Source organism: Pseudoclavibacter sp. AY1H1, from assembly GCF_002931055.1.
Lineage (GTDB): Bacteria > Actinomycetota > Actinomycetes > Actinomycetales > Microbacteriaceae > Pseudoclavibacter.
Genome location: NZ_PSXX01000013.1, coordinates 32,000 through 51,907, shown reverse-complemented (window position 1 = coordinate 51,907; position 19,908 = coordinate 32,000). Strand labels below are relative to the sequence as shown.

The 19,908-nt window shown below is 70.0% G+C and carries 18 protein-coding genes; 8 read left to right on the top strand and 10 right to left on the bottom strand.

Going from position 1 to position 19,908, the window contains the following annotated elements; all coding sequences use genetic code 11:
* Window positions 1-128 precede the first annotated feature (128 nt).
* Together C5E05_RS16730 and C5E05_RS16725 are read right to left on the bottom strand one after the other, a co-directional pair.
* Window positions 129-1,121 (bottom strand): Gfo/Idh/MocA family oxidoreductase, encoded by a 993-nt coding sequence (locus tag C5E05_RS16730; RefSeq protein WP_104342557.1) that lies wholly within the window; start codon window positions 1,119-1,121, stop codon window positions 129-131.
* A 1-nt stretch (window position 1,122) separates the two neighbouring features.
* A complete protein-coding gene (locus C5E05_RS16725; RefSeq protein ID WP_104342580.1) occupies window positions 1,123-2,349 on the bottom strand; it encodes a Gfo/Idh/MocA family protein in 1,227 nt (408 codons plus the stop codon).
* A gap of 131 nt (window positions 2,350-2,480) precedes the next feature.
* On the opposite strand from C5E05_RS16725, the gene C5E05_RS16720 reads away from it, so the two are divergent.
* Both C5E05_RS16720 and C5E05_RS16715 read left to right on the top strand, forming a co-directional pair.
* A complete protein-coding gene (locus C5E05_RS16720; RefSeq protein WP_258064904.1) occupies window positions 2,481-3,512 on the top strand; it encodes a LacI family DNA-binding transcriptional regulator in 1,032 nt (343 codons plus the stop codon).
* A 95-nt stretch (window positions 3,513-3,607) separates the two neighbouring features.
* Complete coding sequence (locus C5E05_RS16715) at window positions 3,608-4,138, top strand: GNAT family N-acetyltransferase (RefSeq protein WP_104342555.1); 531 nt, start codon at window positions 3,608-3,610, stop codon at window positions 4,136-4,138.
* Window positions 4,139-4,290: 152 nt separating this feature from the next.
* Here C5E05_RS16715 and C5E05_RS16710 read toward each other — a convergent pair whose 3' ends face one another.
* On the bottom strand, window positions 4,291-5,907 hold the full coding sequence (locus C5E05_RS16710) for an aminotransferase class I/II-fold pyridoxal phosphate-dependent enzyme (RefSeq protein ID WP_104342554.1): 1,617 nt from the start codon (window positions 5,905-5,907) through the stop codon (window positions 4,291-4,293).
* A 75-nt stretch (window positions 5,908-5,982) separates the two neighbouring features.
* On the opposite strand from C5E05_RS16710, the gene C5E05_RS16705 reads away from it, so the two are divergent.
* The gene (locus tag C5E05_RS16705; protein ID WP_104342553.1) at window positions 5,983-6,924 is read left to right on the top strand and encodes a LysR family transcriptional regulator; all 942 of its coding nucleotides are present in this window, start codon (window positions 5,983-5,985) and stop codon (window positions 6,922-6,924) included.
* 96 nt (window positions 6,925-7,020) lie between these two features.
* Complete coding sequence (locus tag C5E05_RS16700) at window positions 7,021-7,854, top strand: aldo/keto reductase (RefSeq protein WP_104342552.1); 834 nt, start codon at window positions 7,021-7,023, stop codon at window positions 7,852-7,854.
* 256 nt (window positions 7,855-8,110) lie between these two features.
* Here the strand turns inward: C5E05_RS16700 and C5E05_RS16695 are convergent, their stop codons facing one another.
* The 3 genes from C5E05_RS16695 to C5E05_RS16685 form a co-directional block, all read right to left on the bottom strand.
* The gene (locus C5E05_RS16695; protein ID WP_104240207.1) at window positions 8,111-9,004 is read right to left on the bottom strand and encodes a neutral zinc metallopeptidase; all 894 of its coding nucleotides are present in this window, start codon (window positions 9,002-9,004) and stop codon (window positions 8,111-8,113) included.
* A 136-nt stretch (window positions 9,005-9,140) separates the two neighbouring features.
* Window positions 9,141-10,565 carry an aldehyde dehydrogenase family protein gene (locus C5E05_RS16690; RefSeq protein WP_308471907.1) on the bottom strand — a complete coding sequence of 475 codons (1,425 nt, stop codon included), beginning with the start codon at window positions 10,563-10,565 and terminating at the stop codon, window positions 9,141-9,143.
* Entirely contained in the window at window positions 10,562-11,647 is a 1,086-nt protein-coding gene (locus C5E05_RS16685) for a homoserine dehydrogenase (RefSeq protein WP_104342551.1), read from the bottom strand. The genes C5E05_RS16690 and C5E05_RS16685 overlap by 4 nt, the downstream gene beginning before the upstream one ends.
* Before the next feature lie 255 nt (window positions 11,648-11,902).
* Between C5E05_RS16685 and C5E05_RS16680 the strand changes: the two genes are divergently transcribed.
* The 3 genes from C5E05_RS16680 to C5E05_RS16670 are packed head-to-tail and all read left to right on the top strand — an operon-like array spanning window position 11,903 to window position 15,387.
* Entirely contained in the window at window positions 11,903-13,420 is a 1,518-nt protein-coding gene (locus C5E05_RS16680) for an amino acid permease (RefSeq protein ID WP_374953248.1), read from the top strand.
* Window positions 13,417-14,583, top strand: coding sequence for an alanine racemase (gene alr, locus C5E05_RS16675; RefSeq protein WP_104342550.1), 1,167 nt, complete (start codon window positions 13,417-13,419; stop codon window positions 14,581-14,583). The genes C5E05_RS16680 and alr overlap by 4 nt, the downstream gene beginning before the upstream one ends.
* Before the next feature lie 51 nt (window positions 14,584-14,634).
* Window positions 14,635-15,387 carry an IclR family transcriptional regulator gene (locus C5E05_RS16670; protein ID WP_104342549.1) on the top strand — a complete coding sequence of 251 codons (753 nt, stop codon included), beginning with the start codon at window positions 14,635-14,637 and terminating at the stop codon, window positions 15,385-15,387.
* A 44-nt stretch (window positions 15,388-15,431) separates the two neighbouring features.
* Here C5E05_RS16670 and C5E05_RS16665 read toward each other — a convergent pair whose 3' ends face one another.
* Both C5E05_RS16665 and C5E05_RS16660 read right to left on the bottom strand, forming a co-directional pair.
* Window positions 15,432-16,196: an IclR family transcriptional regulator gene (locus C5E05_RS16665; protein WP_258064903.1), complete on the bottom strand. Its 765-nt coding sequence runs from the start codon at window positions 16,194-16,196 to the stop codon at window positions 15,432-15,434.
* A gap of 19 nt (window positions 16,197-16,215) precedes the next feature.
* Window positions 16,216-16,920, bottom strand: coding sequence for a cyclase family protein (locus C5E05_RS16660; RefSeq protein WP_104342578.1), 705 nt, complete (start codon window positions 16,918-16,920; stop codon window positions 16,216-16,218).
* Window positions 16,921-17,491: 571 nt separating this feature from the next.
* Here C5E05_RS16660 and C5E05_RS16655 point away from each other — a divergent pair.
* A complete protein-coding gene (locus C5E05_RS16655; RefSeq protein ID WP_104240203.1) occupies window positions 17,492-17,989 on the top strand; it encodes an Lrp/AsnC family transcriptional regulator in 498 nt (165 codons plus the stop codon).
* A gap of 29 nt (window positions 17,990-18,018) precedes the next feature.
* Here C5E05_RS16655 and C5E05_RS16650 read toward each other — a convergent pair whose 3' ends face one another.
* The gene (locus C5E05_RS16650; RefSeq protein ID WP_104240202.1) at window positions 18,019-18,480 is read right to left on the bottom strand and encodes a flavodoxin domain-containing protein; all 462 of its coding nucleotides are present in this window, start codon (window positions 18,478-18,480) and stop codon (window positions 18,019-18,021) included.
* Between the two features lie 9 nt (window positions 18,481-18,489).
* Window positions 18,490-19,836, bottom strand: coding sequence for an FAD-dependent oxidoreductase (locus C5E05_RS16645; protein WP_104342548.1), 1,347 nt, complete (start codon window positions 19,834-19,836; stop codon window positions 18,490-18,492).
* Between the last annotated feature and the right edge of the window lie 72 nt (window positions 19,837-19,908).

Sequence of the window (19,908 nt, the reverse complement as noted above, 5' to 3'; positions counted from 1 at the left end):
CATGACAATAGCTCAACAGGTGTATTAAGCAAATACTTTTTTGTGACGCGTCCATCTCAGCTTCGTCACGACGCGAGAAGGTGGGCGATCGCGGAGCGACCGCCCACCCGGAGAGCGGAGGTGACCCCCTACTCCACCGGCTCCTCACGCCCACTCGCGAGCGACCGCGTCGCGGCCTCCGCGATCGCCTGGGCCCGTAGCGCATCCCGCAGCGACGGTGACGGCGCGTGACCACCCTCGAGCGCCGCGACGAACTCCGCGAGCGCGGCCGCGTACGTGGGCTGCACGCGCTCGAACCAGCCGGCGTGCATCCCCGACCCGACGATGACGCCCTTGCCGTACCTCGCGACCTGACCTGCGGGGTGCCGCTTCGCCTCGACGAGCCCCTCCGAGCCGAACACCTCGATGCGCTCGTCGTAGCCGTACCCCGAGCGACGGATGCTGTCGATCTGCACGAGCGCACCATTCGCGAGCCGCACGGTCGCTATCGACGTATCGACGTCGCCGTACTCGGCGACCCTCGGCTCCGCGAGCGCGCTGCCCGTCGCGTACACCGCGACGGCGTCGAGTCCCGTGATCCACGTCGCGAGGTCGAAGAAGTGCACCGTCTGGTCGCGCATCTGCCCGCCCGAGACCGCGATGTACTCGAGCGGCGGCATGGAGGGGCCGCGACTCGAGAGCTGCAGCAGCTCGACGGTACCGATCTCCCCGGCATCCACGGTGCGCTTCAGCTCGGCATAGTCGCGGTCGAAGCGTCGGTTGAAGTCGACCATGGCGGTGATGCCGGATTCCTCGACGTACTCGACCGTCTCGCGAGCGCGCTCCAGATCGAGATCGATGGGCTTCTCGCAGAGCGCCGCGACACCGGCATCGGCCGCGAGCCGCAGATGATCGGCATGCTTGTTCGTGGACGACGCGATGAGCACCGCGTCGACCTCTGACGCATCGACGAGCTGCTCGAGCGAGGACGCCGCGGCGGCACCGTGCGAGGCAGCCAGCTTCTCGGCCCTGGCCCGGTCGACGTCGTAGACGAATCGGAAGTCGACGTCCGGGTTGGCCGCGAGACTCTGGGCGTGGACGGCGCCGATGAACCCGGCGCCGATGAGGGCGAAACGCTGCATGTCACTTCCCTCCGGCTTCCCGGAGCTCGGCGTCGGCCGCAGCCACCTCGGCGTCGCGGTCGGCGACGCTCGCGGGCACGGTCCACGCCCCATCCGCCGCATGCGAGGCCGCGACGGCCTCCACGAACTGCACCCCGATGAGACCATCGATGCCCGTCGGGAACGACAGCTCGCGGACCGTCGAGCCTCGCGCGTCCCGGCGCGCCTCGAGCTCGTCGGCGAGGTCGCGGTAGAAGTTGCCGAACGCCTCGAGGAACCCCTCGGGATGCCCGAGCCCGACCCTCGTGAGCCTCGCGGAATCCTCGGAGAGCGACGCGAGGCCGTGCGTGAAGATCGTCGTCGTCCCCTCCAGATCCTGGAAGGTGAGGTGGTGCGGGTCCTCGTGCCGCCACTCGAGGCTGCCCTCGTCGCCGAACACCCGGATGCGCAGCCCGTGGTTGTGACCCGTCGCGGCCATGCTCGCCCAGAGACGGCCGGGGGTGTCGTCGGCGAGCCTGAGCGCGACCGTCGCGTTGTCGAAGACCCTGCGTCCCGGCACGAGCGTGTGCAGCTGGGCGGAGACCTGCTCGACCTCGAGGCCCGTGATGTAGCGGGCGAGGTGGTAGGCGTGCGTGCCGAGGTCCCCGACCACGCTCGGGAAGCCGGCGATGTCGGGGTCCGTGCGCCAGCTCGCCTGCTTGTGGCCGGTCAGCTCCAGCGGCGTCGTGGCCCACCCGGAGGCGTGCTCGACGTCGACGAAGGTGAGGCGCCCCAGGCGTCCGTCGCTGACCATTCGAGCGGCCTCGCGCACCATCGGGTAAGCCGAGTAGCAATGGGGGACGGCGAGGATCGCTCCGCTCGCGGCCGCCAGCTCGACGAGCTCGCGCGCGGTCGCGGAGTCCTGCGTGAGCGGCTTCTCGCACACGACGTGGATGCCGCGCTCGAGGAACGCCTTGGCCACCTCGAAGTGGGTGTCGTTCGGCGTCGCGACGATGACGACGTCGACACCGTCCGCCCTCGTCGCCTCGACCTCCGCCATCTCCTGGTAGCTCGCGTAGCTGCGTTCCGGAGCGACCCCGAGCGATGCGGCCACCTCGGCCGATTGTCCGCGGTCGCGGCCGAAGACCCCGGCGTCGAGGGCGTATCGGTCGTCCAACCGCATCCCGAATCGATGCGTCTTGCCGATGTCGGCACCGATGCCGCCACCGACCATTCCTGCGCTCAGCCGGCGCGTGTTCTGTCTGCTCATGTCACCCTCGGCGCTCGTCTGCTCTGCCTTGCCGCTATTGGACAAATATGGATCGATGCAAATAGTTCCACACGATGCCGGGAAAGGCCATACGCTGGTGGCGACCAGATGCAGAGCACGGAGGCGACCTCGTGAGCGAGACCCCGAAGTCCCCCGCGGCACCAGTCACGATCCGTGACGTCGCCGAGCAGGCCGGCGTCTCCAAATCCCTCGTCTCGCTGGTCCTTCGCGATGCACCGCACGTGAGCGACGCGAGACGCCAGGCAGTGCTCGCTGCGATCGCCGAGCTCGGCTACCGGCCGAACGCGCACGCGCGAGGCCTCGCCCGCACCAAGACGAAGACCGTCGGACTCATCGTCAACGACCTCCGCAACCCCTGGTTCGTCGAACTCCTCGAAGGGGTCTCCGCCACGCTCCACGCCTCCGGCTACGCGACCCTCCTCGCCGACAGCCGCACCGACCAGCGCGTCGGGCGCAGCTCGCTGCAGACCCTCACGCAGCAGGGCGTCGACGGCATCGTCGTCATCGGCACCACCTCCGAGGCCGATGCCATCGCACGCATCGCCGACGACATCCCCACCGTGCTCGCCGGCACCCTCGACCCCGAGCTGCCCTCCGTCGACGTCGTCACCAACGACGACGAGGCGGGCGCGCACCAGGTGACCCGCCACCTCCTCGACCTCGGCCACACCCGCATCGCGTACCTGCAGGGCCCAGGTCGCATCAGCCGACTGCGCGAGCAGGGGTTCCTGCGCGCCATGACGGAAGCAGGCGTCGCCTCGAGCGCCGTCGTCGACGCAGGAGGCATGAGCGAGGAGAGCGCACATGCCGCAGCAGCCCGCCTCCTCAGCTGCTCGGCCGCCGAACGCGTCACCGCGATCTTCGCCTTCAACGACGCCTCCGCCATCGGCGTGCTCTCGGTCGCCGACACCCTCGGCCTCCGTGTCCCCGCCGACCTCTCCGTCGCGGGCTACGACAACTCCCCGCTCGCGAGGTTCCAGGTCGTCTCCCTCACGTCCGTCGACACAGGCAACTTCGCGATCGGCGTGCAGGCGGGCACGTTCCTGCTCGAACGGATGCAGCACCCCGTGCAGCTCCAGCGGGTGCAGCGGGTGGTCACGAGCCTCGCGGTGCGCGGGTCGACGGGCAGCGCCCCGGCCTGAGCCGCGGAGGCATCGGCATCGAGGCATCGGCCCGGGCTCGCCGAGGCGCGGGGGCGCGGAGGCGCGGGGGTGCGGCCCTGCGGGATACTGGCCGAGTGACCCCGATCATCCGCGATGCCACCGTCGACGACATCCCCGCGATCACCGCGATCTACAACGAGGACGTGCTGACGACGACCGTCAACTGGAACGCCGAGACGGTCGACGACGACGACCGTCGCTCCTGGTTCGCGGGGCGCACCTCAGCCGGCCTGCCCGTGCTCGTCGCCGTCGATGAATCGGATGCGGTGCTCGGCTACGCGAGCTACGGCGACTTCCGCACCTTCTCCGGCTACCGGCACACGGTCGAGCACTCCGTCTACGTGCGCGGCGAGGCCCGCGGGCGCGGACTCGGGAAGGCCCTCACGCTCGCGCTCATCGGCCGCGCCCGAGATGCGGGCAAGCACGTCATGGTGGCCGCCATCGACGCGGCGAACGTGACCTCGATCGGCCTGCACGAGCGTCTCGGCTTCGTGCACGCGGGCCGCCTCGACCAGGTCGGCACGAAGTTCGGCCGCTGGCTCGACGTGGTCTTCCTGCAGCTCATCCTCGACGACGGCACACCGGCCGACGCCGGACGCGCCTGACTCCGAGCCAAGAAGAAACCCCGCCTGAGCAACATCAATGCAAAAACGGCCCCACCACGCGCCCCGGAACCGCTGAGCAGCAATTCCGCACTGAAGTTGGTCACGAGAGCGCCGACCTACTCGCGCCGAACCGCCAGCGCGGCGCTGCCCCGCTACTCGACGACGACGCGGAACGCCGAGACTGCCGAGTCCACGGCACCGCGCACGTGGCTCCCCGCCGCCGCCGAAGCGCGGAGGAACTCGACGACCTCGAGCGTGATCTCCTCACCGGGGAGGACGTTCGGGATCCCTGGCGGGTAGGCGGCGAGCGAGTCGGCGGAGATGCGCCCGACGGCATCCGAGAACGACACCGTCTCTGCGTCAGCGAGATATGCGGCGCGGGGGCGGATGCGCATGGCCCCTGGCCCCGGCATGGGCGGGATCGAGGGGGCCGAGTCGCCCGCCGCGTCCGCGGACCGCGAGTCGGCGGTGCCTGCCGCGATCTCGGTGAGCGCGTCGAGCAGGACGCGCGTATCCGGCGTCTTGCCGATGCCGATGACCGCGACGATGCAGCTGACGGTCGCCATCTCGACCATCACGCCGTATTCGCGGGCGAGCCGCAGCCGCACGGTGTGCCCGTCGAGGCCAGTCGCACGGATGTCGAGCGGGATGCGGAAGGGGTCGATCGCGACGGTCGACGGGAAGCCCCCGAACGCGTCGGAGGCCACCGGGAAGCGGCCGTCGGCACGGAACATCGCCCTGGCGGCGAGCACGGCAGCGTGCGACTCCTCGAGCAGGTCGCGACGCTCGACGAGGTCACGACGGTCGAGGTCGAGCGATGCGAGCAGCAGCGAGCTCTCGCTCGTGGATGCGGTCATGCGGTGGGCGCGCTCGACGTGCGGCTCGAGGGTTCGCGCGATGGGCCCGTGCCCGAGGTGGACGAGCGCGCTCTGCGAGAGCGAGGACGTGAGCTTGTGGGTGCTCGTCACGACGAGGTCGGCGCCGAGCCGAACCGGGGAGTCCGGAAGCTCGGGAAGGAAGCCGAAGTGGGCACCCCAGGCGGCGTCGACGATGAGCGCGGCACCGGCCTCGTGCGCGACCTCGGCGATGCCGGCGACATCGGCGACCGCGCCGAAGTAGCTCGGGGACACGATGTAGATGGCCGCGACGTCACCGCCGCCGGATGCCTGCCGCTCGGCGAGCGCTTCGGCGACCGAGTCGGGGGTGACGCCGTGGGCGATGCCGTGCTCGAGGTCGACCTCCGGCAGCACGAAGCTCGGCGAGGAGCCGCCGAGGATGATGCCGTCGACGAAGCTCGAGTGGGCGCTGCGCTGCATGAGCACCCCCTCGCCAAGCCCCCTGGCCGCGAGCGCGGCCATGCGGTTGCCCATCGAGGAGCCGCCGGTCAGGAACCAGGTCCTGGACGCGCCCCACGCGTCGGCGGCGAGCCGCTCGGCCTGCTCGCGGGGCGAGCCGTCACCGAGGTCGATGCCGTCGAGCAGGGGCGTCACGTCGAGTTCGAGGACGCGCTCGCCGAAGTACTCGGCCTGCCCGAGGCCGAGGCCGCTGGCGTCGGCGCCGTGACCCGGGACCAGGAAGGCCGTCGAGTCGCGGGCAGCGTGCATCGCGAGTGCCGCCGCGTAGGGGGCGCCGGCCGTCTCGCGGCTCGCGCCACTCGCCTCCAGAGGGCTCTGTCCCTGCACGTCCACGCTCGCGTTCGCTGCGGCTCCGCCGAAGGCGCCCGCTGCGTCGTCGAGGGCGAACGTGGGGAACTCAGGTGCGTGCGTCATCCCCCTATCGTGGCACCCCGGCTTCCAAGAGAGAATGGCAGGTTGCCGGAGTCGCTTCAGCCCTAGACTGAAGCTATGTATGATCGCCGATCCGCGGATCTCCCCGACTTCCGCGGACTCGCGGCGTTCGACGCGGTGCTCGCGGCGGGCTCCGTCTCAGCCGCGGCGACGGCACTCGGATGGAGCCACCCGACCGTCGACCACCATCTGAAGCGCCTCGAGCAGCAGGCGGGCACGAAGCTCCTCGAGCGAGGCCCCCGGGGAAGCGTGCCGACCGCGGCCGGCACCGTGTTCGCACCTCGGGCGAGGCAGCTGCTCGAAGGCGGACGCCGGGCTTTCGCCGAGCTCGACGCCTGGCTCGACGACGAGCGACGCCTCGTCCGCTTCGGCATCTTCCCCACGCTCGGCGCCCTGGTCGTGCCCGGCATCCTGAGCCGCGCCGAACGAGAGCAGCTCAGCCTCGAACTGACCCTCGACGAGTGCGAGCGCCTCGGCCGGCAGCTCGAGCAGGGGCGGCTCGACGCGGCGGTCCTGTTCCAGGCGTCGGACCTGCCGACGCCGTTGTCCCCCGAGATCACCACCACGCTCCTCTTCGCCGAGCCGCTCTTCCTGGCCGTGCCCCGCGAGCATCCGCTCGCGACCGCCGAGCGCCGGCAGCCGGTCCGCGAATTCAGCGAGCTGCGCGACGACCGCTGGGCGTTCGGCGCCTCCGGTGGAGACACACTCGACGAGGCGACCCGGGAACACTGCAGGAGGGCCGGGTTCGAAGCCAGCACGGGGATGCGCTCGGACGACTACCCCGCGATCCTCGGGATGATCGCCGCGGGACAGCTCGTCGCCGTGGTCCCTGCCTCGGTGGCGAGCTGGCACGACGACGCGGTGGCATTCGTGCCCATCGATCCCGCGACGCTCACGCGTGAGGTGGTGCTCGCGACGCGCGAGGAGCCGCCGGCCGGCCTGCGCGCGGCAATAACGGAAGCGCTCGCGGACCTCCACTCCCCCACCTCCGCCACCTGACGGCAGCATCGACGCGGCACCGTGCGTCACGGTCGGAAACCTCCCGAGCGCACACCCTAGGCTCGCTTTGTTCTGACAAATGACGGAAGGCGAACAGTGACCAGCAACGTTCCTGCACTCGGGCTCAACGACGGCACCACGATCCCCGCGATCGGCTTCGGCACCTACCCCCACGCGGGCGAGGACTCGGCAGGCCCCACTCGCGAGGCGCTTGCGCTCGGCTACCGGCTGCTCGACACCGCCATCAGCTACGACAACGAGGAAGCCGTCGGGCGCGGCATCCGCGCCTCCGAGGTGCCACGCTCCGAGATCGTCGTGACGAGCAAGATCCCCGGCCGCTTCCACGGCTACGACGAGACCCTCACGGGCTTCGACGAGTCGATCGCGCGCCTCGGGCTCGAGCAGCTCGACCTGCTCCTCATCCACTGGCCGCTGCCCCGCCTCGAGAAGTACGTCGACACCTGGCGGGCCCTGGTGCAGCTGCAGAAGGACGGCCGCGTGCGCTCCATCGGCGTCTCGAACTTCACACCGGAGCACCTCACGAGGATTGTCGACGCGACCGGTGTCACACCCGCCGTCAACCAGATCGAGCTGCACCCGTTCTTCCCGCAGGCCGCGCTCCACGCGTTCCACGCCGAGCACGGCATCGTGACGGAGGCGTGGAGCCCGCTCGGTCGCGGTGAGCTGCTCGAGCACCCGGTCGTCGCCGAGATCGCCGCCGCGCACGAGGTGTCGCCAGCGCAGGCGATTCTCCGCTGGCACGTCGAGCTCGGCTCGGTGCCGATCCCGAAGTCACGATCCACCGAGCGCCAGGCGAAGAACCTCGACATCTTCGGCTTCCAGCTCGACCAGGCCGAGGTGGATGCGCTCACAGCACTCGAGCGCGGACGCATCTGGGACCAGGATCCGGACACGCACGAGGAGTTCTAGGCGGGAGCTCTCGGCGGGACCTCCCGGTGGAGCATCCTGCCGCCGCTGGCCGACTTCCGGGACGAGCCGCGGCCTCGGGCGGCGCCCGGCGGCAGTTGCGCGCCCTCGTCACGCAAGTTGGCCAGCCCGAGGAGCGCGCCGGGTCGCCGGACCGCCTCGCTGCCGGAGACAGGCGTGGCCCGGCGCGGCTCATCTCACGATGGGCAGCACCGGGCCACGATCCTGTGCGCAGCGCCGACGCGTGGTGACGGCGACGCTAGAGCTGGCTGCCGCTGACCGCGAAGGTGTCGCAGGCGCCGGTGCCCTGCTCGTAGCCCGTGACGAACCAGTTCACGCGCTGCTCGCTCGTGCCGTGCGTGAACGACTCCGGGTTCACCTGGCCCTGCTGGCCCTGGATGTGGTCGTCGCCGACGGCGGATGCTGCCGACAGGGCGACATCGACCTGCTCGCGCGTCGGCGGCTCGAGGAGCGTCACGCCGTCGGCAGTCTCGGTGGTCGCCGCGGCGCCCAGCCAGGAGCCGGCGAAGCAGTCGGCCTGCAGCTCGATGCGCACGCCGTCAGAGGTCGGCCCCGTGTCCGTACGGTTCGTGGTGTCGAAGACACCCATCTGGTGCTGGATGTGGTGGCCCCACTCGTGCGCGACGACGTACATCTCCGCGAGCGGGCCCTCCTTGGCACCCAGCTGCGAGGTGAGCAGCTGGAAGAACGACGTGTCGACGTACATCGACGAGTCGCCGGGGCAGTAGAACGGGCCGACCGCGTTGGACGCGGTGCCGCAGGCCGAGCTCGTCTGGCCTTCGTAGAGGATGAACCCGGGCCGCTCGTACGTGACGCCGACGGCCGCGCTCTCGGTCTCCCAGAAGTCGGCCAGCGAGTTCTGCACGCCGACCATGCGGCACTCGATCTGCGCGTTCGCGTCAGCGCCGGTCTGGCAGGCTTCGAGGCCGGTGCCCTCGACCTGCTCCTGCGACTGCTGGCCCGTGTCGACGCCGCTGACGAGCCCCGTCAGGTCGACTCCGAGGAACTGCGAGGCGAGGAACGCCACGATGAGCAGGCCGATCGAGCCGCCGCCGATCGCGGCGGTCTTGGCCCCCCGGCCGCGCTTCTGCACGCCGCTCGTGTCGAGCTTCGCGTTCTCGTTGAAAGTCATGCGCGCAATCTACTCCGCTGGGCGGCCGGTCGGGGCGCTGATCGGCGAGCGTTCCCAAACCGAGGCCGAGCGGCGAGCGGATGCACACGCCGACTGCATCCGCTCGCCCTCGTTCACGGCGCCCGTGTGATGCGGGTCACTCCAGGATGCCGACGACCTTGGTCTGCGTCATGTCCTCGTAGGCGAACCGGACGCCTTCGCGCCCCATGCTCCCGTACTTGGCACCACCGAACGGCATCGCGTCGAAGCGGTAGTCGGAGGAGTCGTTGACCATGACGGCTCCGGCGTCGAGTTCGCGAGTCGCTCGCATCGCCGTCGCGAGACTGCCCGTGAAGACCGCAGCGTGCAGCGCGTACTCGGGCTCGTTGGCGAGATCGACGGCCTCCTCGAAGGTGGAGAAGGCCTCGATGACGACGATCGGCGCGAAGGCCTCCTCCGCCCACACGCATTGCTCGCGAGGGACGTCGGTGAGGACGGTCGGCGGGAAGATGTGCCCTTCGGCGCGACCGCCGAGAAGCAGCTCGGCCCCCGCGCGAACGGCGGCCTCGACCGCTTCCTCCGCCGATCGGGCGGCGGCGGTGCTGATCATCGGGCCCACGTCGGTCGTCTCCTGCCTGGGGTCGCCGACGGTGAGCTCGGAGGCGGCGGCGACGAACGCCGTTCGGAAGCGCTCGACGATCGATTCGTGCACGATGATGCGCTGCGTGCCGATGCAGTTCTGCCCCGCAGCCCAGAACGATCCAGAGACGCAGCGCCCGATGGCGGCCTCGAGGTCGGCGTCAGCGAAGACGAGCACGGGCGCGTTGCCTCCCAGCTCCATGGCGACCTTCTTGATGCCGGCGGAGGCGGCGATCGCCTCACCCGTCCGGAACCCTCCCGTGAAGGACACCATGCGGACCTCCCTGGCCGAGACGAGCGCCTGCGACAGGCGACGGTCGCCGTGCACGGTGGTGATCACCTCCGCTGGGAGGCCCGCTTCGACGAGGAGGTCGACGAGGAGCCTGGCGGTCAGCGGCGTGAGCTGCGACGGCTTGAGGATGATGGAGTTCCCCCCGGCGATGGCGGGGCCGACCTTGTGCGCGACGAGGTTGAGCGCGTCGTTGTACGGCGTGATGGCGACGATGATGCCGAGCGGCTCCCGTGTGAACCATCCCGTTCGGGTCTCCTCGCCTTCGTAGGCGTCGAACGGGATCACCTCGCCCGCGTTGCTGCGGGCCTGGGCAGCCGAGAGCTTGAGGGTGTTCTGGCAGCGCGAGACCTCCTTGCGCGCCTGGCGAATGGTCTTCCCGGCCTCCGCGACGATGAGGTCGGCGACGGCTTCCGACCGGTCACGGAGGAGGTCGGCGGCGCGCTCGAGGACGCTCGCTCGGTCATGCCGCGACAGGCACTTGGCGACGAGGCTGCCCGCCCGCGCTCGGGCCAGGATCTCGGGGAGGTCTTCTGCGAGGTGCTGCCTGACCCCGCCGACGACGGCTCCATCGGCGGGGCTCGTGACGACGAGCTCCTCCCCCCGGGCCGCGAGCGTGCGGTGCTCCCTCGAAAGCGACGACAGGGCGGTCACAGCGTCGCCCCGAACAGCCCGACGAGCTCATCGTCGGGGGCGACGCGCTGCGATGCCGCCCTGTCGATGGCGACGAGGTCGGAGATCAGCGCGTACGCCGTTTCCACTCGACCTGCTCCTGGCCCGGCCACGGTGACCTGGCCGAGCAGGTCCGTCGTGAACGTCACGGCGTTGGTCGGGCCGGCGACGCCGGCGAGTGGATGCTCCGCGCTGAGCGCGACGGGCCGCACGCGCGCCTCCACCCCGCCCTCTGCGGTGCGCGTCGCCGAGCCGACGAGCTTCCACCTGAGACCCTGCGCCGCGGCTTCCACGATGTTCGCATCGGTGATGCCGGAGATCCCCTCCGTGACGACCTCGGTCGTCGGCACGTCGACGCCCAGGACCTGCTGCGCGAGGATGGCGACCTTGAGCCGCACATCCGACCCTTCGATGTCCGCGGTCGGGTCGGCTTCCGCGTACCCGAGCTGCTGCGCTTCAGCGATCGCGGCTTCGAGCGAGACGCCCGCCTCGCGGCGTCCGAGGACGTAGTTGCTCGTGCCGTTGAGGATGCCCTCGACGGAGGTCACGGTGAGCGCAGGGAGCATCTGCTGCGCGAACCGGAGGATCGGGGTTCCGCTGAGCACGGAGCCCTCGAACTCGAACGCCAGCCCTCGCGTCGCCGCGAGCGCACTGAGCGACGCGGCGTGGAGGGCCACCGGCCCCTTGTTCGTCGTCGTGACGTGCTTGCCGGATTCCAGTGCCCACCTGACGTGGGAGGCCGCGGGCTCTCCGTCGCTCGGGTTCGTGAAGGTGGCCTCGACGACGATGTCCGCCGTGCATCCCTGGATGACCTCTCGGTTGTTCGGTTCTGCCGACCCGCCTGGCAGTCCCCCGAAATCGGAGCCGCGGGGCAGCGCGAGGACATGTTCGAGGTCGATTCCGCCCGGCTGCACCAGCGATCCGAAGGCGAGGTCAGTGATGGCGACGACTCTGAGGGTGAAGCCGAGCTGGGCGGTCAGGCGTGCAGCGTCGTTGCTGATGATCTCTGCGAGGGCTCGGCTGACGCCGCCGAACCCGATGAGGGCCAGATCGTAATTTCTCACGGTGTCTCCTTGTGTGTTCTAGGTGCCCTCAGCCTGGGTTGCAGTGGCGGCAGCGCGATGCTGTCTTTTCGCTGCTCGTGGCTGCCGTTCTGCTCGCCTCGCTGCCCATGTGCCTGACGCGGGTTCGGACTCTTGCGTCGGCGCAGTTCGTCGGGATACTTGGGAATTACCTCCAGAGGATGCAATATAGGCATCAACGCGTGGCTATGTTGCACACTGCTCCTCGACCGCGACACAGAACTCAAAGGTGAGCCCATGTCCCCCTCAACGCACGAAGAGCTGCCCAACTCGCTCCCGCACACGACGTCGACCCAAGTTCCCCTGCGCAAGCTGCAGCGATCCATGGGCGCGCGTCACCTCGTCATGATCGCGCTCGGCGGAGTCATCGGCTCTGGCCTGTTCCTGAGCTCCGGCTACACGATCTCGCAGGCTGGCCCCCTCGGCGCCGTCCTCGCCTACGGCATCGGCGCCGTCGTCGTCTACCTCGTGATGACCTGCCTGGGCGAGCTGGCCGTCGCCTACCCGGTCTCGGGCGCCTTCCACATCTACGCGGCCCGGAGCATCAACCCCGCGACCGGGTTCACGACAGCATGGCTCTACTGGCTCTGCTGGGCCGTCGCCCTCGGCTCCGAGTTCACCGCCGCCGGGATCCTCATGCAGCGGTGGTTCCCGGGCGTCGACGTCTGGATCTGGTGCCTGGTGTTCGCCGCCGCGCTCTTCGGCATGAACGCCATCTCGGCGCGCGTGTTCGGAGAGTCGGAGTTCTGGTTCTCGATCGTCAAGGTCGCAGCCATCGTCGTGCTCATCATCCTCGGCGGCGCGGCCATCGTCGGCTTCGCCCCGTTCGGTGGCCCAGCCGCCGAGCACGGCCCAGTGTTCTTCACGAACTTCGAGACGCCGGATGGCCTCTTCCCGACCGGGATCTCCGGGGTGCTGGTGACCGCCCTCGCCGTCTTCTACGCCTTCAGCGGCTCCGAGCTGATCGGCGTCGCGGCCGGCGAGACGAAGGACCCGGCGAAGAACATCCCGCGTGCGCTCAAGTCGACCGTGCTGCGCCTCGTCATCTTCTTCATCGGCGCCATCACGGTCATCGCGGCCATCGTCCCGTACGAGGAGACCGGCGTGACCGACAGCCCGTTCGTGACCGTCTTCGAGTACATCGGCATCCCGTTCGCCGCCGACATCATGAACTTCGTCATCATCACGGCGCTGCTCTCCGCCGGCAACAGCGGACTCTTCTCCTGCGCGCGGATGCTCTTCTCCCTCGCCGAGGAGGGGCACGCCCCACGCGCATTCACGAAGCTCACCCGGCGAGGCATCCCCCTCACGGCCCTCAGCGTCAGCATGCTCGGCGGGCTCGCCTCGCTCATCTCGAGCGTCATGGCGCCCGAGACGGTCTATCTCGTCCTCGTCTCCGTCGCAGGCTTCGCCGTCGTCGCCGTCTGGATGTCGATCGTCGCGTCCCAGTTCTTCCACAGGAGGAAGTTCGTCCGGGCCGGCGGCGACGTCAGCACCCTGGCCTACCGGACCCCGCTCTACCCGTTCGTCCCGATCCTCGCGTTCGCGCTCCTCAGCATCTCGATCGTGGCGATCGCGTTCGACCCGAACCAGATCGCCGCACTGTACTTCGGCGTGCCCTTCGTCATCGCCTGCTACGTCGTCTTCTGGTGGCGGTACACGCGCCGGGGCGCGAAGCCGGCGCTCCTCGTCGACGAGGAAGCTGCGTCCGCCCCAGCTGAGCAGCTGGACGCACCGAGGAGCCACACGTCATGACCACCGCGATGACGGCGGAGCCGGTCTGGGTTGAGATCAACCTCGACGCCATCCACCACAACCTTCGGGAGATCAAGCGAGAGCTCGCCGGCAACAGCACGCTCTGCGTCGTGCTGAAGTCCGACGCCTACGGGCACGGCATCGATCTCGTCGGCCCCGTAGTCATCGCCCACGACATCGAGATGCTCGGCATCTCGAGGAACCGTGAAGCCGCCCAACTCCGCGCCCTTGGCTTCACGGGGCGTCTCCTGCGGCTGCGTTCAGCGCAGCCGCAGGAGATGCAGGCGGGCACGGCGTGGATGATCGAGGAATGGATCGGCGGGTTCCCCCACGCGACCGCCGCGTCGGCCGTCGCCGTCGCCGCTGGACGGAGCATCCCGGTGCACCTCTCCATCAACTCATCCGGGATCTCACGTGACGGCGTCGACGTCTCCCGGGACGCGGGACTGGCTGAGCTGCGCGCGCTCGCCTCGCTCCCAGGGCTCGACGTGCGCGGCGTCGCGACGCACTTCCCTCAAGAGGATGCGGACGACGTCCGGGCTGGCACGGCACGGTTCGTCGCCGAATCCGAGGTCATCCGCGCGACCCTCGCGCAGCGAGGCGCGCGTTCGCCGATCGACCGGCACTGCGCCACCTCCTTCGCCGCGTTCACGGTCCCGGAGTCGAGACTCGACCTCGTGCGGATCGGCGCGGCACTCTACGGCGACACGGCCGCCGACCCGAAGCGGTTCCGGACGGCGATGGCGCTCAAGTCGCGCGTCGCGGCCGTCAACGGCTACTCGCGCGGCGAGAGCGTGGGCTACAACCGCGCACATGCACTCGCGAGGGACTCCGTCCTCGCCACGGTTCCGGTGGGATACGGCGACGGCTACCCCCGCGACCTGAGCGGTCGAGCCGAAGTCCTCATCCGCGGCAAGCGGGCTCCCGTCATCGACCTGCTCGCCATGAACTGCCTCACCATCGACGTCACGGAGGTGCACGGCGTGTTCCCCGGTGACGAGGTGGTCCTCTACGGCAGACAGGGCGGTGAGGAAGTGACCGGCGCCGACCTGGAGCTCGCGCACGGGCACCTCGCCGCCGACCTCTACACGGCGTGGGGAAGAATGCTCCCGCGGAAGGCAACGGGTGCGCACGCCCTGGAGCGTGCCACGACGCTAGGCTGAAACGTCACGATCACCGAGTTGCCCAGCAGCCCCACGAGACGGGAGCCTCGCATGCACCAGCAGTCGTCGCTCTCCCAGGGCCTGCAGCTGCTCGCCGCAGCGACGCAGCGCGAGGCGACGGGACGCAGCGCGTTCACCGTCTCGAGGCTGGCTGACCACACGGGGCTCGAACGCAGCCGGGTGTCGCGGCTCACTCAGGAGCTCGTCCAGCTGGGCATGCTCGAGAAGAACAGGGACCTCGCCTTCCGGCCGGGCCCCCGCCACTTCGAAGTGGCCGCAGCACGCCAGATGCCGTGGCTCCGGGAGGCACGTCGAGAGCTCCGTGGGCTCGTCTCCGCGTTCCAGGTGGATGCCCGCATCTCGGCGTCGCTCGGTGACCGGGCCCTGCTCCTCAGGTTCGAGTCGCCCGCGTCCGGCGCCAGCACCTCCGTCCGCCCGGGGATGGTGACGCCGATCTGGTGCACGGGGGCCGGCAGGGCGCTGCTCTGGGATGCGTCGACGGATCAGCTCCAGGCGCTGCTCGGAAACGCACAGTTCGTCGGCGTCGGCGGCCCGAGAGCCCCCTACTCGGTCACGGAGCTCTCCGAACGACTGACTCGCGATCGCGCGACCGGACACATCGACGCGTTCGAGGAGTTCGAGCACGGGACCTCCGACCTGGCTGCTCCGATTCGCGGCGAGGAAGGGGCCATCGTCGCCGCCCTGAGCTGTGTGTCGCGGGCGCTCCCGGAGACGGCCCAGCCGCGTCTCATCGCGGCCATGGCGGCGGCGGCCGATCGCCTCAGCGCGCTCGCCGACTCCTGAGCAGCGAGCGGATGCGCGCGGGAGCGCGCGGGAGCGCGCGACGCTCAGTGCGCTGGAGCGGCGAGAATCGTGGACAGCGTCAGGGCGGAGTCCCGAACGGCCGCACCCAGCTCTGCCGTCTTCGGGCGCAGCCGTTCGCGCGTGCCGACGATCTGCACGGCGGCGACCACCTCGCCCCGGAAGTCGTACACCGGAGCACCCACGGAGTACAGGCCCGGTTCGGCCTCCTCATCCACGATCGAGTAGCCGCGCTCGCGCGCAGCCGCGAGCCTCGCCAGGAACTCCTCGAGGCTGGCCGCGGCGTTCGGGCCCGCGGCCCGGAACTCGGTCGCGGCGAGCACCGCGGCGATCTCGTCGTCGGTGGCATCCCACAGCACCCCCTGCCCCGCGTCCGAGCAGAACGCGGGGTAGGGGCGCCCCAGCCATGACCCGATCATGCGCGCGGCCGTCGGGAGCGCCTCCACGATCGTCACCGTGCTGTCACCGCTCAGCACGCCGATGAAGCAGGCCTCGCGCGTCCTCTCGGCGAGCTCCTCGAGCAGCGTGAGTCCGTCGGTCTGGAGGCGACGATCGGTGAGCTCCTGAGCGGTGGCGTAGCCCCGCCAGCCGAGCTGGTAGCTCCGGTCCTCGAGCCTCGTGACCGCCCCTTCCTCCGTGAGGAACTTGAGCGTCCGAGACACCTGCGAGCGGTCACGCTCGAGCATCGCCGCGACCTGCGCGACGGTCGCCCGGTGCGGCGCCACGCTCGTGAGGTCGGCGAGGGTCGTGAGCACGTCCAGCGCACGCCCCATGCTCGAGTTGGAGTCCACGCGGCCAGCCTAGCGACGCTCAGTGGATGGCGAAGACGCGCGCCGGGAATCCGCTGCCGCCCAGGGGCTTGGGCCACGTCGCGACCACAGCCGCCCCCGCCGCTGGGACGCGGTCGAGGTGCGCCATGAGCTCGATCTGCCAGCGGTCCTGCTCCAGCAGATACCGCTCAAGGCTGAAGTCGCCCACCGAGGTCGCGGAGCCCGGGTCGGTGTCGGTCTGCTCGTGGCCGACCGCCGCGACATCACGCTGGGTGACCAGGAACGTCAGCACCTCGCGACTCCATCCAGGCACGTGGCTGACCCCGTCGGCGCTCGCGTTCGCCATGGCCGACGCGTCAGGCCACCGCGTACTCCAGTCGGTGCGCAGCGCGACGAAGGATCGAGCGGGGATCCTCCCGTGCTCGCTCTCCCAGAGCTCGATGTCCTGCAGCGTCGGGGTCGCATCGGGGTCGACTGCGGCACGCGCGCTGATATCGAGCACGACCAGCGGAAGGATCATCTCCGCGACGGGCAGCTCATCGAGGCTGCGTCCGTCCTGCGCGAAGTGCGAGGGCGGGTCGATGTGCGTGCCCCACTGGCCGATGATCGAGTACCGGTGGGCCGTGAAGCCATCGCCGCGATCGAGGGAGAAGATCTCCGTCCGCTCCTCGTCGGGGAATGCAGGGAAGCGCGGCTGGCCGGCATGGAAGGCGTGCGTGAGGTCCGTGAACGTGCGGCCGAGCATGGCCGAACGCAGCTGGGGCCACAGATCGCTGCGGGCGGCAGGAGGCTCGTCTCTGGCGCGCGAGACGAGCGTCACGCCCTCGGTGACCTCGATGACCGGAACCTCCCACGGATGGACCTCGACGAGGCGCTCGAGGATCTCCGTGAGCCGGTGAGAGCCCAGCTCGCTCTCGACGTGGGTCGTCACGGCGAGCGTCGGTGAGATGGTGCGCTCTCCGGCGGATCCGAGCGTCGGCTGAGCCCCTGGGCCGACGGTGAAGCCCTCGAAGCCGATCGAGACCTCCGTCACCGTCTTGTAGTCGCCGAAGTCCCCGACCTCGGGGAACGATGAGAGGGCCTCTCTCAGGGGCCGTACGTCTGGGCTGTCTGCGAAGACCGCGGCGTTGCCAGCGACGACCTCGGCGAACGTCTCCGGCTGCACGGGCCAGTAGATCCGGATCCTGCTTCGAACCGTCGTGCTGAGAACCATGGTGTTCCTCTCCTGTGACGCGCCATCGCGTCATTCTCGTCCCGCGCCCATGCCATATAACCACGCGAGGGTGCTAATGTCACACTCAAAGAGGGAGCAGACAATGACGATGCGACCACGCGACGACATCGACGCGCAGCTGCTGCGCGAACTCACGAAGAACGCGCGAACCCCGCTGGTGACCCTCGGCAACAAGGTGCGGCTCTCCAGGAACGCCGTCAAGCAGCGCATCGAGCGACTCGAGCGCGACGGCGTCATCGAGGGCTACACGCTGGTCCGGGGACATGACGCCGGCAGCCAGGACACCCCGATCTCGGCGGTGCTGTTCGTGTACCGCTCCGACCGCATGCGCGGCTCCGACGTGCTCGCTGCCCTCGCCCAGGTCCCCGAGGTCACCAGGTGCGACATCCTGACGGGCGACTACGACCTGTTCGTCCTGCTCGAAGCGCGATCGGTCGAGCGCATCAAAGAGGTCTGGGAGAGCATCGCCGCGATTCCCGGAGTCTCGGACACCGTCACGTCGCTCTCGCTCTCCACCGCCATCCGCCGCCCTCCCCCAGCACCTGCCGGACACACGCCGCCGCCCATCGCTGATGCGTGATGGGCGGCGGAAGGCCAGTCGGACGGGCGCTACGCGTCGATGCCGGCCGCTTCGAGCGCCGCGAGCAGCGTCGGAAGCCAGGCGAGCGCCGCGTCGCTCGCCGTCTGGCGCGAGCTGGCGTCGTGGCGACCGTACTCGCCGACGCGCTGCGCGCCGAGCTCCGTCATGAGCCGGTCGATGTGCTCGCTCCCCTGGCTGTAGGTGTCCGAGTAGGTGGTGTCACCCATCCCGAACATGCCGTAGCGGTACCCGTCGAGCGCGGGACGGATGGCGTCGAGCTCCTCCCAGAAGGGCAGGGCACCGCTCGGGAGCTCCCCGTCGCCGTGCGTCGAGCAGACGAAGAGGTAGAAGGTGCCTTCCTCGAGCTCTTCCGGCTCGAAGACCGACATGTCCTCGACCATGACGTCGCGGTCCGGCATGGCGTCGGCGAGGTCGCCGGCCACGAGCTCGGCGTTGCCCGACTCGGTGCCGTAGAGGATGACAATGCTCATGTGCTGCTCCTAGGTGTTGCTTGCGGGGTGGGGGTCTTGGACACTCGCACGACCGGCCTCGGCGTGCGCATCGGAGGAGTCGACCTCGGCTCGGCCGCGTGCGATGCGCAGCAGCGTCTCGGTGTTCTGCTCCTTCGCTCGCACGCGCCCCGGGCCAGCCCGGCGCTGCTCGTGCTCATCGATCGTGCTCCACTCGGCGAAGCTCACGGCGCTCTCCTCGAGCCGCTCGAGCAGTGCGGCCCGCTCATCGTGCGGCTCGTGCGCCGCGGATGCGAGCCACGCGTCGACCTCTCGCGCGACCGTCTGACCCTCGGCGCGACTCTCGGCGATGGTGCCCTTGGGGCCCCGTCTCGCCCAGCCCGCCGCGAAGACATCGTCCTCGTGACCGAGGAGCGCGTGCAGGAGGTGCGCGTCGCCGCGGTGGAAGCCGACGGCCGTGATGACGGAGTCGACGTCGATGGATGCGGGCTCGGCGCTCGTCGAGGCGGCGAGCACCTCGGACGCGCCCGGTCCGGCGAGCGACAGGCGGAGGGTCTCGCCGTCCTGCGCGAGCGCCACCGGCGCGACGCCGAGTCGAAGGCGCACCGTGACCCGCGGGTTCTCCGGCTGCGGTCGGTCCAGGAGGCCTGCCAGGGCGACGGCCTGAGCGGACCGAGTCGACGTGTCCGCCAGAGAGCTGTCGTCGACGCCGAAGGCCTCGACGCGGACATCGTCGATGCGCCCGAGCTCGGCGAGCAGCGACGGCGTGAACTTGGCGTCGTCGATGCCTGCCCGCCCGAGCACCTCGATGACCTGCAGCCCGCCAGCTGCGGCGTCGAGCAGGGGCGAGTGCACGTCAGAGCCCTCGAAGTCGGTCTCGTGCTTGGCGAGCAGGCGCACGACGTCGATCGCGACGTTGCCGTTCCCGACGACCGCGACCCGACTCCCCAGCTGCGGGAGCGAGATCTCGTCGCCGGGATGCTGGTTGAGGATACGCATGAACCGACCAGCGCCGATGACCCGCTCGTCGTCGAAGCCGGGAAGCGGCAGCTCCGCATCGGCGTGGAGCCCCGTGGCGACGACCGTCGCGTCGAACGCGCTGCGGACGGCATCGAACTCGACGTCCCGCCCCACCTCCACGTTGCCGAGGAAGCGCACACCCGAGCGGGTGAACAGGCGATCGAACTGCCGAGTCACGGCCTTCGTGCCGACGTGGTCCGGGGCGACGCCGTAGCGGATGAGCCCATACGGCACGGGCAGTCGCTCGAACATGACGATCTCGACGTCGCGGCGCAGCTTGAGCAGCGCCTGCGCCGTGTAGCAGGCCGACGGGCCGCTGCCGATGATCGCGACGGCACGTCGGGGTTCAACGGTCATGCGGTGATGCTCTCCTCGACTCACGGGGCGCGGGAAACGCTCCGCCGAGTATCGCACCTCGACCCAGGCCGC